Raw genomic sequence first — 17,200 nt, forward strand, 5'->3', positions numbered from 1 at the left:
TACTGTATAATGCGCGCCTTATTTTTTATATTTGCCTAAAAAACGATCTCGATGAGATACCTACTAAAAATGGCGAATATACGTTCTTTGTTATTTTTATCTTTCAGTATTTGAGGTTACCTATGAACTTTTCAGCTAAAACAGTGGTTGTCATTGCCATTGGTGCAGCACTGTATGGCATTGGTGGTTTACCTATGTTTGGTGTCCCAGTGTTCGCTAATACGACATTAAAACCAGCAATGGCGGTGTTAGCACTGTTTTCTGTTTTGTTCGGCCCAATTGTAGGTTTCTTAGTAGGCTTCATTGGCCACTGGGTAACAGACCTATTCGCAGGCTGGGGTGTATGGTTAACTTGGGTATTAGGCTCAGGTATTGTGGGTATGATCATCGGTTTATTCCCGATGTTGACCAAAAACCGCCTTCAGCAAGGTGACTTGCCTATGAAAGACTTCGCGCTGTTTGTAGTACTTGCCCTTGCCGGTAATGTGATCGGTTACGGCTGCTCTGCATTCCTAGATACCATCCTTTATGCAGAACCGTTTACTAAAGTCTTCACTCAACTGTCTATCATTGCAGCGGGTAACACCGTTCTGATCGCTGTTGTTGGCTTGCTGATCCTAAAATCAGTCGCTAAACGTAACAAACAAAGCCGTAACCTGACTGAGGCATAAGCGATAATGACTATAGCATTTTCGAACTTCTCTTTTAGATATGAGTCGCTGGATAAACCGACACTAAAAAATATCAATCTAAGGATAGAGAAAGGAGAGAAAATCGTCATTATTGGACCAAGTGGTAGTGGTAAATCTACCCTAGGTCAGTGTCTTAACGGTCTAATCCCTCACGCGATTAAAGGTGAGGTTACCGGTTCTTTAGAGATCAACGGCAAGAACATCTCTGAGTTTTTAATGCACGACTATACCGAGCAAGTCGGCACAGTATTACAAGATACTGATAGCCAATTTGTCGGTTTGAGTATTGGTGAAGACATCGCATTCGCGCTGGAAAATCAGTTAGTGTCGAACATTGATATGTACCCTCTGGTTAAGTCGACAGCAAAAATGGTCGACTTAGCAGATATGCTTGATCGCTCGCCACATGATCTATCCGGCGGCCAAAAACAACGCGTGTCATTAGCGGGCATCTTAGTTGATGACGTTGACATCCTATTGTTTGATGAACCTTTGGCTAGCCTTGACCCGAAAACGGGCAAAGCGACTATCGAAATCATCGACCAGCTTCATAAAGAAACCAACAAGACTATCGTAATCATCGAGCATCGCCTTGAGGATGTTCTACACCGCGATATCGACCGAGTGATCTTGATGGAGCGCGGTGAAATTGTTGCAGACATGACACCCGATGAAATCTTAGCTTCTGAACTGCTTGAAACACACGGTATTCGTGAACCACTTTATTTATCTGCTCTGAAGGCAGCGAAAGCACCTTTGACCAGTGAAGATAAGCTATCAAACCTCAAAGCTCTCGATTACAAAAGATTCCGCCCTGCGGTTCAGACTTGGTTTGCCGAGCGCCCGACTCCAGTTACCGAGAAACAGTACCAACCTTTACTTGAGGTCCACGGTCTGACTTACTCCTATGATGGCGAAAAGAACGCTCTCGAAGACGTTAGCTTTAAGATTGGCAAAGGTGAGTTCGTTTCAATCTTAGGTAAAAATGGCTCAGGTAAATCGACCATCACCAAGATTATCATGGGTGTGATTGACGCAGATTCAGGCTCTTCATACCTTAACGGTGAAGACCTATCAGAGCTTTCTATCTTCGAAAGAAGCCAGAAAGTCGGCGTTGTTATGCAGAACCCAAATCATATGATCTCTCATCATATGATCTTTGATGAAGTTGCATTCGGTCTGCGTAATCGTGGGGTTGCAGAGCAGGAAATCAAAGAGAAAGTTGAGAACGTTCTTGAGCTGTGTGGCTTGAGTAAGTTCCGCCACTGGCCAATTGAAGCACTGAGCTACGGCCAGAAAAAACGCGTAACGATTGCTTCTATCCTAGTATTAGAACCTGAGCTTCTGATCTTGGATGAACCAACAGCGGGTCAAGATTACCGTAACTACACCTCAATGCTGGCGTTTATCCAAAAGCTTAACCGCGAGTTAGGTATCACCGTCGTGATCATTTCACACGACATGCACCTGGTTCTAGAGTACACCACACGCTCAATCGTCATTGCTGACAGCAAGCTGATTGCTAACGCAGACATGACTGAGGTGTTCAGCCAACCATCGCTTCTAGAGCGTGCAAACCTCTGTACCACCAGTATTTATGAACTCGCGACCATGATGAAAATCGACGACACCAATGCATTTATGCAGTACTTCATCGACTACGAGAGAAGCTCGCTATGAATGCATCAAAAGTAAAATTCGGCATCAACTACATTGATACCAAATCACCGCTGCATGCGTTAAACGGCATCACTAAATTTGCTCTTTTCTTAGCTTGGGTGACTGTTGTATTAACGACATTCGACTTACGGTTAATCACGTTACTTATCCTAACGGGGCTTTACCTACTCAAGCTAACCAGAGTGCCTGTTAGGGTTTATAAGCCTCTGTTGTTAGGTACGGCTAGTGTGCTGAGCCTAAATGCTTTGTTCATGTACCTGTTGGCCCCACAGCAAGGTACCGAGCTCATCGGCAGCGAAACTTTATTGTTAACATTACCGGGTAACTACTCGTTGAGCCAAGAGACATTGTTTTACTTGGTGACCGTAACACTTAAGTACATGAGCATGTTTCCGATAGCGCTGATCTTTGTATTCACAACGCACCCGACTGAGTTTGCGGCTAGCCTCAACCGCATTGGTGTTCCTTACAAGATTGCCTACGCAGTGAGCTTAACGCTACGTTATTTGCCAGAAGTTAAGAAGGATTTCGTCAACATCATGCATGCCCAACAAGCTCGTGGTGTTGAACTATCTAAGAAAGCGCCACTTCTTACACGCATTAAAAATGTTGCTAAAGTGTTAGGGCCATTGATTTTCTCAAGCCTAGATAGAGCAGATGAAATATCGAATGCTATGACGCTGCGTGGCTTTGGCAGACACAAGTCTCGCACTTGGTATAGCTACGCGCCATTACAACGTATCGATTTTATTTGTTTATTTATCATCGGTTTAATCGTGATATTGGCTATCGCAAAACGCATTCTTGAACCAGCTTTGTTTTGGTATCCATTTTAGTATCAGTTTAAACAATCAGTTAAAATGGCACACCGCTCAATAGGGCGGTGTTTTATTTTCCCCATTCACTTTTGAACAAAACTTAACCAAACAAACCGTAATCATCGGATTTTGACGATAAACTAACCGTTTCCTCACATCTTCGGTTTGAATTCTAATTTAGAAACTCTTAATATTCCTTTTACAGAATGTTGCGCGAAATAGAGATTTGTAATGGCTCGAATTACCCAAGTACAGAAACTAGAAAACCAAAAGCACTACGATGAGATCGTACTAAGCCTTTTTCTAGCTGAAGGACATGAAGCACTAACTTATGCAAGGATTGCTCAAGAAATTGGCATTAGTTTAACGACGCTTCAGGGTTACTACCCATCAACTCGTGCTATCCGCTCTGTGTTACACCAACACATGCTATCGATCGTAATCGAGAGCCTAGACTTCTCATCTGAGGAAGCGTTTGTTCAATCATGGCAAAACGCTCTCGATGATGAACAGTTCCGATACGTGATCAAGTTGATGTTCTTTCATGCATCTCAAGTTAAAAGCCCTGAAGAATTCAATATCAGCTCAGATGGTGTATTCCGAGAGAAAATGTTTGAGAGCTTTGGAACTGACTCCATTAGGATTATTGAAACCGTAGTAGGACGCTCTATGCTCTACCTTACGAACTTCCGACAGCACTGAGCAAATACATCGTCAATAAAAAAGGGGCTTTAAAGCTCCTTTTTCATACCTAAAACACAAGCAACTGAAGAAGGCTGCACAATCAGTGCGTCCATTTTTATATCCTTTTATCGACAACTTATAAACCTCGTGATTAAAGCTAATTTAACGCTATCACGTATAAATCTACCGTTATTTATTTGCTCACCGCGCCTTACGTACCTGAATTTCCCTTACATACCAAGACTTTCCCAATATGAAATAGACAACTATAATTTATAAATGTCTCGAATTACTAAAATACAGAAGCTAGAAAATCAAAAACATTACGATGAAATTGTACTCAACCTTTTTCTTGCTGAAGGTCATGAAGCACTAACTTATGCAAGGATTGCTCAAGAAGTTGGGGTTAGTATAACGACGCTTCAGGGCTATTACCCAACGACTCGTGCTATCCGCTCCGTATTGCACCAACCCATGCTATCTATCATTATAGAGAGACTAGAATTCTCATCGGAAGAAGCCTTTCTTCAGTCTTGGCAAAACGCTCTCGGTAATGAACAATTCCTATACGTGATCAAGTTGATGTTCTTTCATGCATCTCAGGTTAAAAGCCCAGAAGAGTTTAATATCAGCTCAGACGGTGCATTTAAAAATAAAATGCTCGAGAGCTTTGGAACTAACTCTATTAGGATTATTGAAACCGTAGTAGGACGCTCTATGCTCTACCTTACGAACTTCAAGCAGCACTAAACAAGATACTGTCAAATAGAAAAAGGGAACCATAAGGTTCCCTTTTTTGTATTATCTACGCGCGCATTGTGCCGGACTACATTACGGGTTCAGCTTGTAAAAAATAGTCGACAATGGCGGTAGGCGAAGCTCAATCGAGGTATTCAGCCCTTCACTCTGAACGGCTTCGATTTCGACAACCTCTTTCACGTCATAACCACTGCCGTTGTATTTAGTATCATCAGTATTGAGTAATAGGCTGTACTTGCCTTGTGCCGGAACACCTAGGCGGAAATGCTCATGTGGTACTGGCGTAAAGTTCGAAACCACTAGTACGCGTTCACCTGATTCACTGATACGTTCATGAGCCAAGACACTCGCCTCTGCAGAGTCTTGAAGACGCCATTCAAAGCCTCGTGGGTCGAAGTCAAGATCGTGCATCGAAGCTTCATTACGGTAAAGATGGTTGAGGTCTTTGGTTAGCTTTTGGACACCTTGATGACGTTCGTAGTCTAATAAGAACCACTGCAGTTGATCATCATGGTTCCACTCTGCAGTCTGACCAAACTCGGCCCCCATAAAGTTAAGCTTCTTACCCGGTTGTGCGTACATGTAACCCATGTATGCGCGTAGGTTAGCCGTTTGCTGCCACTCATCACCAGGCATCTTGTTATGGATAGAACCTTTACCATAAACCACCTCATCGTGAGACAGTGACAATACATAGTTCTCACTGTGTGCGTAAACCAGCGGGAAAGTAATCGTGTCGTGGTGGTATTTACGGTTAATTGGGTCTTCCTGAATGTAAGACAAACTGTCATGCATCCAACCCATATTCCACTTAAAGCCGAAACCTAAACCGCCCATGAATGTTGGTGCAGATACACCTGGGAATGCTGTTGACTCTTCCGCGATGGTCATTGCGTTCGGGAAATGTTTGTAGACCTCTTCGTTCATCCATTTCAATGTCGCGATGGCGTCATAGTTTTCGTTGCCACCATCAACATTTGGAATCCATTGATCATGACTACGTGAATAATCGAGGTACAGCATTGAAGCTACGGCATCCACACGAATACCATCAATATGGAATTGCTCGAACCAGTACAGCGCGTTTGCCACTAAGAAACGACGTACGTGTTCGCGACCTAAGTCGTAGATGTAAGAGTTCCAATCTTGATGCCAACCACGACGTGGATCTGGGTCGTGAAACAGCGGTGTACCATCGAAGTTAGCCAAGCCGTGATCATCACTTGGGAAGTGTGCTGGAACCCAGTCAAGTACAACGCCTAGACCAGCTTGGTGACATTGGTCGACAAAGTATTTGAAATCATCCGGAGAACCAAAGCGGCTCGTTGGTGCGAAAAGCCCAACAGGCTGGTAGCCCCATGAACCATAGAACGGGTGTTCTGAAACTGGCATCAACTCGACGTGAGTGTAACCAAGCTCGGTGAGGTACGGAATTAGCTCTGCCGCTAACTCACGGTAGTTTAGAAAATCACCTTCAGCATTACGCTTCCAAGAACCAGCATGTAATTCATAGAACGACAGCGCTTCTTTACGCTTCTCTGTCACTGGGCGATTTTGCCATTTGGCATCTTGCCACTCATAACGAGCGTGATCGTAAGTCACAGAAGAGAACGAAGGGTACTGCTCAGAGTAGAAACCCCATGGGTCAGCCTTGTGAGGTAAGCCTTCACCATTTGGTCCTTTTAATTCGAACTTATATTGAGCGCCCTCTTCCAAGTCTGGAATGAATAAGCCCCAAATACCGTAGTCCAAACGTTGCATAGGGTGGCGGCGACCGTCCCACGAGTTGAAGTTACCGACTAAGCTAGCCGCTGTTGCATGCGGTGCATAAACCAAGAAGCGAGTACCAGAAATTGTCTGACCATCACGCTCTAGCGTAACAAACTGAGCCCCCATGTGATGGTACATATCTTTAGGTGTGTGAAGGTCTTCATAGCTCGCGTACAGATCATGATACTGGTAAGGATCATCGATGATCTGCTCTACTCCCGCCCAATCAACTGCGAGCTTATAGTGAGTAAAACGCAAGTCTCTTTCTTGCTTAAGAATGAATCCACTTTCATCCTCTCGCTCTAACTCAATACGAGGTTCCTTTCCAACAATCAACTCGACTTTATCTGCCCCTGGGATCCATACACGTAATGCACCTTGCTCTGAAGGTAAGTATGGCCCTAAAAACGCAAATGGGTCAGTGAAACAAGCCTGTGATAGTTGGGTATATATTTGTTTTTGCTTTGAAATCGAACTTAGTTCCAAAACGTTTCTCCCTAACCAAACATCCAAAAAATATAATACAAAAATGCCCGCTATTAGTGCGGGCAATATAACGACGATTTATTCTACCAGATGAGCATTCATTATTGAGTGACCAAGGTTGTAGTTTCGTACGCCGTAAGCAAAAAACCACCTATTTTCAAAGCCACTCAAACTCATCATTTACCTGCTTTTTCTCGAACTTCTGTGAGCTTAGAAGCAATTCGATTCACGCCGTCATGAGCAAAGATTTCGTCTAGGTTCATCGATAGCTTACGACGCCAGTTCGGGTACTCATCTACCGTGCCAGGAATGTTTACTGGCTGGTCCATTTCTAACCAATCTTCCAATTGAACACTTAGCAATGTTGAGCCACCAGCAGCAACGTGTAACTGCAATGCTTCAGCAAGGTAAGAATCCATTGGTACTTGGCTCGCGTCACGGCCTACACCTTCAGGTAAGAAACCATGCCATGCCACAGAGTCTAGGATACCTTGCTTACACTCAAGGCGATCATCAAACAAGCCGTTCAGCTGTTCTTGATCTGGGTACAAGCCAATCTCTTGACCCATTTTCAGATCATCACAGTGCCAGAAGCCACGTAGTGTTGGCATATCGTGTGTACATAGTGCCGCCATCGACTGTTCAGCGTAATGAGCAGGTGAGATGAAACCGCCATCTTCTTCTGATGTTTCGAAGAAGAACACCTTGTACGAGTGCACACCTGCATCAGCCAAGATATCGACAATCTCATCTGGCACAGTACCTAAATCTTCACCGATAACGCTACATTGGTAACGATGAGATTCAAGAGCAAGAATAGATAGCATGTCTTGAACTGGGTAGTAGATGTAAGCGCCTTTCGTTGCATCTTCACCTTTTGGAATCCACCACAGGCGAAGTAAGCCTAATACGTGGTCAATACGCAACGCACCACAGTGCTTCATGTTTGCACGAAGTAGCTTGATGTAAGCATCGTAGCCCGTCGCTTGAAGCACTTCTGGGTTTAGCGGTGGAAGCCCCCAGTTTTGACCTAATGGACCAAGAATATCCGGTGGAGCACCGATGCTTGCATCCATCACAAGATTACCTTCATCGGCCCAAGTTTCACTGCCTGAATCCGCAACGCCTACCGCTAGATCTCGGTACAGGCCAACCGCCATGCCTTTTTCTTCAGCCAATGACTGAGCATCGTTGATTTGACAGTCAGCTAGCCATTGTAGGTACATGTAAAGATGTACTTTATCTAGGTTGTCTTTGATGTACTTTTGAGTAGCTGGGCTGTCGAATGTACGGTATTTCTCAGGGAATACCGGCCATCCCCACATACCAGAATCTTCAGCATGCAATTCACCGTGCAGAGCATCAAATGCCGCTTGGTGCATCAGGCTATCACCGCCCTCTTCAACAAACGCCAAGAATGCTTGTGCGCGATCGCTGTTTTTGTCTAGGTGACGAGTTCTAAATTCTGTAAATAGCAGAGGCAAGATGCTCATCTTCAGCTCAGACACTTCGGTGTAGTTCACCCAGTGTGCATCACGCGCTTTCTGAAGGCGCTGTTGGAACTCTGCACTGCCTACTGTTTGTTGCGCTTCAGCGCTTAATGCAAACTCAGGTACTGAGCTCACATCAATATATAGGATGTTCAACCAACGACGTGAAGACGGGCTGTATGGGCTCGCACCTTCAGGGTTCGCAGGGAACAGAGAGTGAATCGGGTTTAGACCAACGAAGTCACCGCCGCGAGACGCGATATCAGCCACCAATTGTTTCAGGTCACCGAAATCACCAATACCCCAGTTATGCTGAGTTCTTAGGGTGTAAAGCTGAACACTTGGTCCCCAAAGTTTTTTGCCTTCTTCGATTGGCGACTGCTTAAAGCACGCTTTAGGTGTAATAATTAGCGTCATTTCGTAAGGCTTTTTACGGCGCTTACGGCTCACAATTAACTTGTGGTAACCCCATGCCAGATCATTTGGCAATGCAAACACTAAAGGGCCACCCTCTGCACGCTCATCACGAACGACTTGAGATTGAAGATAGCCTTCAAGTACCTCTCCTTGCTCGGTATCTAAACGCCAGCTGAACTCACTCTCACGAGCGCTCACACCTAGATTCAGCGCCACTTCTACTGGCTCACCATCACGCAAGACAAGAACTGGGTCTAGTACATCTTTTTTGTGTTTTCTTTCTGCTGACTTAAGCAGTGCATCATCGCTGCTTGTATCGTAGCCCAATGAAGCCAGTAGAGATGTAATTGTCTCATCTGATACCTGTGCTTCATCGCCCCACGCACTAACGTAACTGTCGGCAATGTTTGCCATTTCTGCGACTTGTTTTAATACGGTCTGTTCTTTCATCGCTCTCTCCGAAAACGTTCTGACGCTTTCAATTTTGTAGGGTTGTTATTTAATCTGTTACTAATCAATTAGCTTGTGACAATCAGTTTGTGAGCATTGCTATCGGTAAAGCCATCTGTTTGCTCACAAGCTAATTGAGCCAAGGCAGAGACTGCCTTGGCTACGTTGAAACTATTAACGGTTAACCGCTTCAAGTTTCCAAATGTTATTCACGTAATCGCGGATAGAGCGATCCGATGTGAACTTACCAACGAGTGCTGTGTTAAGAATCGCTTTCTTAGCCCAACCCGCTTGGTCTTTGTATTGCACGCCCATGTCTTCATGCGCTTTCACGTAAGAAGCAAAGTCAGCAAGACATAGGTATGGGTCACCGCCATCTAGCAGGCTATCAAACGTTGCACGTAGAAGGCCTGGTTGACCTGGTGTGAACTCTTCACCAGTTAGCAGATCAAGTGACGCTTTCAATAGTGGGTCTGCGTTGTAGTAGTCATATGGGTTGTAGCCCTGAGCTTTCAGTGCTTGTACGCCATCCACTTCTAGACCGAAGATGTAGATGTTCTCATCACCCACTTCTTCACGGATCTCAACGTTCGCACCATCCATCGTACCGATAGTCAGAGCGCCGTTTAGAGCCATCTTCATGTTACCCGTACCTGATGCTTCTTTACCCGCTAGCGAGATTTGTTGAGAAACGTCAGCTGCCGGAATGATGATTTCCGCCATGCTTACACGGTAGTCAGGGATGAATACCACTTTAAGCTTGTTACCAATGCGAGGATCGTTGTTGATCTTCTCTGCAATCTTGTTAACCGCGAAGATGATTTCTTTCGCTAGGTGGTAACCCGGTGCTGCTTTCGCTGCAAAGAAACATACGCGTGGCTCACACTCAAAACCAGGTTCGTTAAGAATACGGTGGTACAGAGATAGAATGTGTAGCAAGTCTAGGTGCTGACGCTTGTATTCGTGTAGACGCTTGATTTGCACGTCGAAGATAGCGTTAGTGTCTAACTCGATACCCATGTTCTCTTGAACCCAATCAGCAAGGCGCTGTTTGTTTTCTTTCTTAACCGCCATGAATTCTTTTTGGAATTTCGCGTCTGTCGCGTACTTAGCAATACCTTCTAGCTGCTCAAGTTTCGCAGGCCATTCTGAACCGATCTTATCTGTGATTAGCGCAGACAGACCTGGGTTACAGAACTTCAACCAACGACGTGGTGTAATACCGTTTGTTACGTTAGTCAGTTTACCAGGGAAGATTTCGTTGAACTCAGGGAATAAGTCTTTCTTAACTAGCTGAGAGTGAAGCGCTGCTACACCGTTTACCTTGTAAGAGCCAATTACACATAGGTTTGCCATGCGAACCATGCGGTGGAAACCTTCTTGGATGATAGAAAGCTTCGCTTGCTTCTCACCGTCACCAGGCCACATCTTACGAACTTCTTGCAGGAAGCGGTGGTTGATTTCAAAAATGATTTCCATGTGACGTGGAAGTAGACGCTGGATTAGCGACTCAGACCAAGTCTCAAGTGCTTCAGGCAGTAGTGTGTGGTTCGTGTAAGCGAACGTGTTTGCACTGATGTCCCATGCTGTATCCCAATCTAGACCTTTCTCATCGATTAGGATGCGCATTAGTTCAGGAATCGCGATTGTTGGGTGCGTATCGTTAAGCTGGATAGTCTCTTGCTTAGGTAGGTCAGCTAGAGCAAAACCTGCTGCTTCGTGGCGACGTAGGATATCGCGAACAGATGCTGCAGAGTGGAAGTACTGCTGCATTAGACGAAGCGTTTTACCTTTTTCGTGGTTGTCGTTCGGGTAAAGAACCTTAGTGATGTTACCCGCATCGATTAGCGCGTGTTGTGCTTCGAAGTAGTCACCGTTGTTGAAGCTTGCTAGTGAGAATGGTGCGATAGCCTGACATTCCCATAGACGCAGTGGGTAAACCGTATTTGACTCGTAACCTACGATTGGCAGATCCCAAGGCATTGCTTTTACTTCCATACCTGGAACCCAAGTACGCACTTCTTTACCGTCAATGTATTCAACTTCAACATGACCGTAAAAACCAATGTGTTGCGCAAGCTCAGGACGAGCTACTTCCCATGGGTAACCTTCAACACCACGCCATGCGTCTGGTGCTTCTTGTTGACGACCGTCTTGGAAAGATTGCTTGAATAGGCCGTATTCGTAGTGAAGACCGTAGCCTACCGTTGGGTATTCTTGAGCAGCACAAGAATCCATGAAACAAGCCGCTAGACGACCAAGACCACCATTACCTAGTGATGGGTCACGTTCTTCTTCTAGAAGGTCAGTCAGGTTTTGACCTAACTCTTCCATCGCATGCGTGATCTGCTCGTACAGACCCATGCTGATTAGGTTGTTACCCGTTAGACGACCAATCAAGAATTCTAGCGAGAGGTAGTTCACGCTCTTCGCATTTTTGATTTTCTCGTCATTTTCAGTTTCTAACAGGTCAAATGTTGTAAGTTCGGCTAGCGCGCGACCCATAGCTAGGTACCATGCGCGGCTGTCTGCGTTTTCTATTGTAGTTGCGTAGGTTGCAGATAGATGTTTCTTAACGCTTTCTTGGAACGACACTTTATCGAAAGTTTTTTGCTGAGTTGGTTTCATTTCAGAAATCTCGCTTTTAATAGTTCTAATTCATCTGTGACATATCGTGCATGGTCACCAGAAACTAAACATCCTCCCGCTAACGCGCCAAACTAGGAGTAGATGGGAGGGCGTAGGGGGCGTACCGACATAGGGTTAGTGATCTGACTCTCATGTTCTGACTTCGAACAAAAACTTGGAGTGACTAAGATCACAAGCTCTCGTTCGATAACTTAACTTCGATTGATGTGATTTTTATTTGACCTAATTAGAGTCATTGTCAAATCTGAGTTTCAGATCACGAAAATATTTTCCGGGTATCATCTTTTGCATTAAATACAGTGCAATCAGAAACAAAGTCACATTATCGAACCACCACACTTTGTGAGAAAAGTCACAAATAAAGGGCGTAGAGACTCAAAAACATGCAGGAGTGCAAGGTTTCTGCGGAGGATCATAGTCGGTGTCGTTTTGCTTCACGTAATATGAGTAAAGACTTAAGTAATTAGGCTAGTGTCATTGGACTGCACTTTATGTGTGCTTGATAGATTCCAGACCATAGCCACGGAATAGGTGTAAAACTTCGACATGTGGATCCCTTCGAAACTGACTCGTCCCGGCCGCTTACACAATGCAATTCTGCGTCCTAGGGTTCTCGATCTGCTTCAGAATGCAGATTGCTATAAACTCGTACTGTTCCGCTCTCCAGCTGGATACGGCAAGACCACCATGGCTGCCCAGTGGTTGGTAGATAAACCCAACGTGGGTTGGTATAGCATCGATGACAGTGACAACGATGCCTTCCGTTTTATCAACTACCTGCTTCAATCACTCAATAAAGCGACGCAAAACGCCTGCCCTAATGCGCAAAAGCTGGCAGAGAAAAGACAATTTTCATCGCTACACTCTCTATTAAGCGAAGTGTTCGCCGAGATGTCTGAGTTCCATCAGGAATGTTTCCTTGTGTTAGATGACTATCACCTGGTGAACAATGACGACATCCACGAAGCCATGCGCTTTTTCCTTAAGCACATGCCCGACAACCTCACGCTTGTTGTGACCAGCCGCGGAACACCACCACTGGGTACAGCAAACCTTCGCGTTCGTGACTTAATGATCGAACTAGGCAATGACTCTTTGGCATTCGATACTGAAGAGACCACACGCTTCTTTAATCAACGCGTTGCCGATGGCATTGATGACACAACCGCCGATAGTATTTGTAGTTATGTCGAAGGTTGGCCTTCTGCACTGCAACTTATCGCCCTTCAAGCACAGCACCAAAAGCGCACGCTGGCACAGTCTGCTGAGTCGTTCTCTCACTTCAACCATGCTCATTTATGGGATTACTTGGTTGAAGAAGTCTTCGACTTGCTAGACAAAGAAACCCGCCAGTTCTTGATGCAATGTTCTGTACTTGACCACTTTAATGATGAATTGGTGTGCGCACTTACTCAACGCGAAGATGCGCTTGGAATGATCGAATCTCTCAACCGATTTGGCCTGTTCATCTACCCTCTTGAGGGAGAAAAGAACTGGTATCGCTTCCATAATCTGTTTGGTGAATTCCTTGCCCATGAGCGCCAAGCTCGCATTCCACAACAAGAAGCTGAGCTGCACCGCAGTGCGGCAAAAGCGTGGATCAAACAGAAGACACCTCATCAAGCACTGCGTCACGCACAACGCGCCGATGATCCTGATTTGATTGTTCAAATCCTCAGCGAACACGGTTGGCAGATGTTCAACCAAGGTGAGTTGTCATCACTAGAGATGGCAATTAAGCAGCTCACGACCGATCAGCTCTACAGCGAACCAAAGCTGTCGATGCTACGCGCATGGTTAGCACAAAGTCAGCACCGTTATGATCAAGTGGGTACCTTGTTAGAAGAGGCAGAAACTCAGTATCAAGCACGAAACATTGAACTCGATACTCAGCAGCAAGGCCAATACAACGCACTACGCGCACAAGTTGCTATCAACAGCAATGAACCTGAAAAAGCGCTCGAACTCGCAGAGCTTTCTCTAAGCCAACTTAATACCACGGTTTACCGCAGCCGCATTGTGGCAACCTCGGTTGTTGGCGAAGTCAATCATGTAATGGGTAACCTAAGCCGTGCTCTACCCATGATGCAGCAAACTGAGAAGTTGGCTCGCCAGTATCAGGTTTACCATCAGGCACTGTGGGCGATTCTTCAGCAGAGTGAAATTTTGATAGCTCAAGGCTACGTTCAAGCGGCATTTGAATTGCAAGACAGCGCGTTCAAATTGATTGAAGAGCACCAACTGCAATATGTACCTCTGCATGAATTCTTGCTACGCGTACGAGCACAGATCTTCTGGTGTTGGAACCGTTTAGATGAAGCGGAAGAGTGTTGCTACAAAGGCTTAGATATCCTTGGTCACCACTCTCCAAGCAAACACCTTCATAGTTACTCAATGCTTGCTCGTATTTCACTGAGCCGCGGTGAGATCGACAAAGCATCGAAGTTTATCGACCAGATCCAACATTTACTGCGTCAATCAACCTACCACGTTGACTGGACGGCGAATGCTTCACTATCTCTGATCTTGTTCTGGCAAGTGAAAGGCGATAAAGATGCAATCAGTGACTGGCTAAGCGTTGCTGTAAGACCGGAGTCTGCTAGCAACCACTTCTGTCAGCTTCAGTGGCGAAACATTGTGCGTGCTCACATTATTCTTGAGCAATATGAAGAGGCTGAAGAGGCATTAGCGTTCTTAAAGAGCGAAGCACAGCGCTCACACTTGATTACCGATACGAATAGAAACTTGATCGTCGAGGCTGTTTTACGCACGCAAATCAACGATGAAGACAGCGCACGTGTATTGCTTGAAGAAGCCCTACACATGACCAACCAAACAGGCATGGTCGGTAACTTCTTGGTCGATGGTGGCACTATCGGGCATATTCTAGATAAGTTGAGCAACAAACCTGGCTTGGGTGATTTAGAACGTCACCGAGCACAGCAAATCATGAAGGATATCTCGACTACGCAGCGCAGCCGCTCAGTTCACTTTGATGAAGACTTTGTTGAAAACTTGGTTAACCACCCGAACATTCCTGAGCTTGTGCGCACCAGCCCACTCACTCAACGTGAATGGCAGGTACTGGGCTTGATCTACTCTGGCTTCAGTAACGAGCAAATCGCTCAAGAACTGGATGTAGCAGGCACCACGATCAAAACTCACATTCGAAATCTTTATCAGAAGCTCAATATTGCTAACCGTAAAGAAGCGATAAGCACAGCAGAGAATTTGTTGCAGTTAATGGGTTACTAAACGGATTCGAAATTCGAGAAAACACAAGCTGGTCACCGACGGTGGCTGGCTTTTTTTTCACCTGAAATTCAGAGCCTGAAAGTATAGAGGCGGGAGTAGAAAAAGGAGAACACCAAATGACAGGCAAAAAAATAGCCAACCGCAATAATCGCGATTGGCTCTATATATTTGTGAACAAATCATAGGTTCACTAACAACGTCAGTTGGCTAGGTGACCCTCGGCTTAAGAAGGGTCGATTAGTACTATGCAGTTAGCGTGCCAACTTTAATTAGGCATTTTATAAGCCCTGCATCGCATAAAAGCGGCTAATTTTACATGCGAATTGCAAAGTGCATTTGCATAATGCAATCAAGATGCAATATTGATAAGAGACCAGTTTCATCCCTAGCATTAATGATAAATTACTAAGTGACTGTATTTTAAATGTTAGGCAGATATTCACATCAACGTATTGCCTTACAATTAAGAGAGTAAGAAAAGCACCTTCTTAGTAGCATATTCATACTTTTTTGACAGCAAAGTTTGTATACTGCACGAAATCACCCTCAACTCTATGAAGCAATGAACTACTTAAGTACTTTTTTCAAAGGCATGGCCATGGGCGCGGCTGACGTTGTCCCAGGCGTTTCAGGCGGAACCATCGCATTCATCACAGGTATTTACGATACGCTTTTAGAAAGCATTCGCAGAATTAACCCTAGCGTACTTGGTTTATGGAAGCGCGAAGGCTTCAAAGCCGCGTTTAACCACATCAATGGCTTTTTCCTAATTTCATTATTCGCAGGCGTGTTCACCAGCATTGCGACATTCGCAAAACTGATTTCTTGGTTATTGGTCACCCACCCAGTTCCACTGTGGTCTTTCTTCTTTGGTTTAATCTTGGTGTCGGTTTTCCACATTCTTAAGCAAGTAGAAAAGCGCGATATGATTCGATTCGTCTTTCTACTGCTTGGCGTTGCCTTCGCTTATAGCATAACTGTGCTTAAGCCACTGCAAATGGAGCCAACCAGCATCAACGTCTTAATTGCGGGTGCAATTGCTATCTGCGCGATGATTTTACCCGGTATTTCAGGCAGCTTTATTCTGCTCCTGATTGGCATGTATGGCCCAGTGCTTGGCGCCGTTAAATCATTTCAAGTCGATGTACTTGCGCTATTCCTTGCGGGCTGTGTGATCGGACTGCTGACTTTCTCACATGTACTGTCTTGGCTATTGCGTTCATTCCGCGACTTCACGCTTGTGTTCTTAACTGGTTTGATGATCGGTACGCTGCCTAAGATCTGGCCTTGGAAAGAGACCATCAGCTGGCGCATCAACTCTAAAGGTGAGCAAGTGCCTCTCATTCAAGAGAACTTGTCTCCATTTAACTTCGAAGCCGTCACCTCTCAGCCTTCTCAACTGACCTTGGCTGTGATCATGATGTTGGTTGCCATCGCATTAGTTCTTGGCTTAGAAAAGTTTGCCGAGCGCAATGCTGACTAACCTCTAACAATCGAGCAGCATTTCGCATGTAGGGTGCTTTCCTTAAATAGCGACGTGTCAGTAAATTGAATCAAATGAGAACACGACATGCACCCAGCATTAAAGGTTGCTGCGCTCGGTATTGCGCTAGTCGCTGGCTTTTATGGACCACAGGCAGTCGAGCAATTTAAATCGGTAGTAGAGAGCCACTCTCCTGACGTCAACTTAGATGACTACTGCATGCTTTCAACAACATCGTGTGAGCAAGACAGCGTTGCTATGACCCTTGAGCATGAAACAGCTCAACCTCTAGTCCCAACAAAAATCAAAGTGGTGTGGGAAGGCGCGGCCTCTGAAACCTTGATGCTATCGCTGACCGGTTTAGAGATGGAAATGGGCTCAGCACGTTTCCAATTAAAAAATACTGGTAACAACATCTATGAAGGTGATGTCATTTTGCCCGTGTGTACCATGGATCACATGACTTGGCTTGGTGAGCTCACCGATGGTGTTGAAACCGTAAAACCTGCAATAAGGATGACAAGATGAGTAAGAATTGGTCGCTAGCGCTGGTTGTAGCGTTTGTAC

11 protein-coding genes are annotated in these 17,200 nt (G+C 45.2%); 8 read left to right on the top strand and 3 right to left on the bottom strand.

Translation table 11 applies throughout. The features are described from left to right. Nucleotides 1-122 precede the first annotated feature (122 nt). The 5 genes from BCT81_RS06640 (at nt 123) to BCT81_RS06660 (ending at nt 4,624) form a co-directional block, all read left to right on the top strand. Nucleotides 123-671 carry an ECF-type riboflavin transporter substrate-binding protein gene (locus tag BCT81_RS06640; RefSeq protein ID WP_102423600.1) on the top strand — a complete coding sequence of 183 codons (549 nt, stop codon included), beginning with the start codon at nt 123-125 and terminating at the stop codon, nt 669-671. Between the two features lie 6 nt (nt 672-677). After that, complete coding sequence (locus BCT81_RS06645) at nt 678-2,372, top strand: ABC transporter ATP-binding protein (protein ID WP_102423601.1); 1,695 nt, start codon at nt 678-680, stop codon at nt 2,370-2,372. Then, nucleotides 2,369-3,208, top strand: a complete 840-nt coding sequence (locus BCT81_RS06650) for an energy-coupling factor transporter transmembrane component T (protein WP_102423602.1) — start codon at nt 2,369-2,371, stop codon at nt 3,206-3,208. The genes BCT81_RS06645 and BCT81_RS06650 overlap by 4 nt, the downstream gene beginning before the upstream one ends. Before the next feature lie 213 nt (nt 3,209-3,421). Continuing rightward, nucleotides 3,422-3,892 (top strand): hypothetical protein, encoded by a 471-nt coding sequence (locus tag BCT81_RS06655; RefSeq protein ID WP_102423603.1) that lies wholly within the window; start codon nt 3,422-3,424, stop codon nt 3,890-3,892. A gap of 261 nt (nt 3,893-4,153) precedes the next feature. Next, on the top strand, nt 4,154-4,624 hold the full coding sequence (locus tag BCT81_RS06660) for a TetR/AcrR family transcriptional regulator (RefSeq protein ID WP_102423604.1): 471 nt from the start codon (nt 4,154-4,156) through the stop codon (nt 4,622-4,624). 81 nt (nt 4,625-4,705) lie between these two features. Here the strand turns inward: BCT81_RS06660 and glgB are convergent, their stop codons facing one another. From glgB to BCT81_RS06675, 3 genes are all read right to left on the bottom strand, one after another. Beyond that, on the bottom strand, nt 4,706-6,889 hold the full coding sequence (glgB, locus tag BCT81_RS06665; protein ID WP_102423605.1) for a 1,4-alpha-glucan branching protein GlgB: 2,184 nt from the start codon (nt 6,887-6,889) through the stop codon (nt 4,706-4,708). Between the two features lie 176 nt (nt 6,890-7,065). After that, nucleotides 7,066-9,246 (bottom strand): 4-alpha-glucanotransferase, encoded by a 2,181-nt coding sequence (gene malQ, locus BCT81_RS06670; RefSeq protein WP_102423606.1) that lies wholly within the window; start codon nt 9,244-9,246, stop codon nt 7,066-7,068. Nucleotides 9,247-9,420: 174 nt separating this feature from the next. Further along, nucleotides 9,421-11,874, bottom strand: a complete 2,454-nt coding sequence (locus tag BCT81_RS06675) for a glycogen/starch/alpha-glucan phosphorylase (RefSeq protein WP_102423607.1) — start codon at nt 11,872-11,874, stop codon at nt 9,421-9,423. Between the two features lie 567 nt (nt 11,875-12,441). Between BCT81_RS06675 and malT the strand changes: the two genes are divergently transcribed. The 3 genes from malT (at nt 12,442) to BCT81_RS06690 (ending at nt 17,161) form a co-directional block, all read left to right on the top strand. Continuing rightward, nucleotides 12,442-15,150: an HTH-type transcriptional regulator MalT gene (gene malT, locus BCT81_RS06680; RefSeq protein ID WP_102423608.1), complete on the top strand. Its 2,709-nt coding sequence runs from the start codon at nt 12,442-12,444 to the stop codon at nt 15,148-15,150. 562 nt (nt 15,151-15,712) lie between these two features. Then, nucleotides 15,713-16,633: a DUF368 domain-containing protein gene (locus tag BCT81_RS06685; RefSeq protein WP_008215853.1), complete on the top strand. Its 921-nt coding sequence runs from the start codon at nt 15,713-15,715 to the stop codon at nt 16,631-16,633. Between the two features lie 87 nt (nt 16,634-16,720). After that, nucleotides 16,721-17,161, top strand: coding sequence for a hypothetical protein (locus BCT81_RS06690; RefSeq protein WP_008215856.1), 441 nt, complete (start codon nt 16,721-16,723; stop codon nt 17,159-17,161). Nucleotides 17,162-17,200 lie beyond the last annotated feature (39 nt).

This window comes from Vibrio sp. 10N.261.52.A1, assembly GCF_002876325.1.
GTDB lineage: Bacteria > Pseudomonadota > Gammaproteobacteria > Enterobacterales > Vibrionaceae > Vibrio > Vibrio chagasii.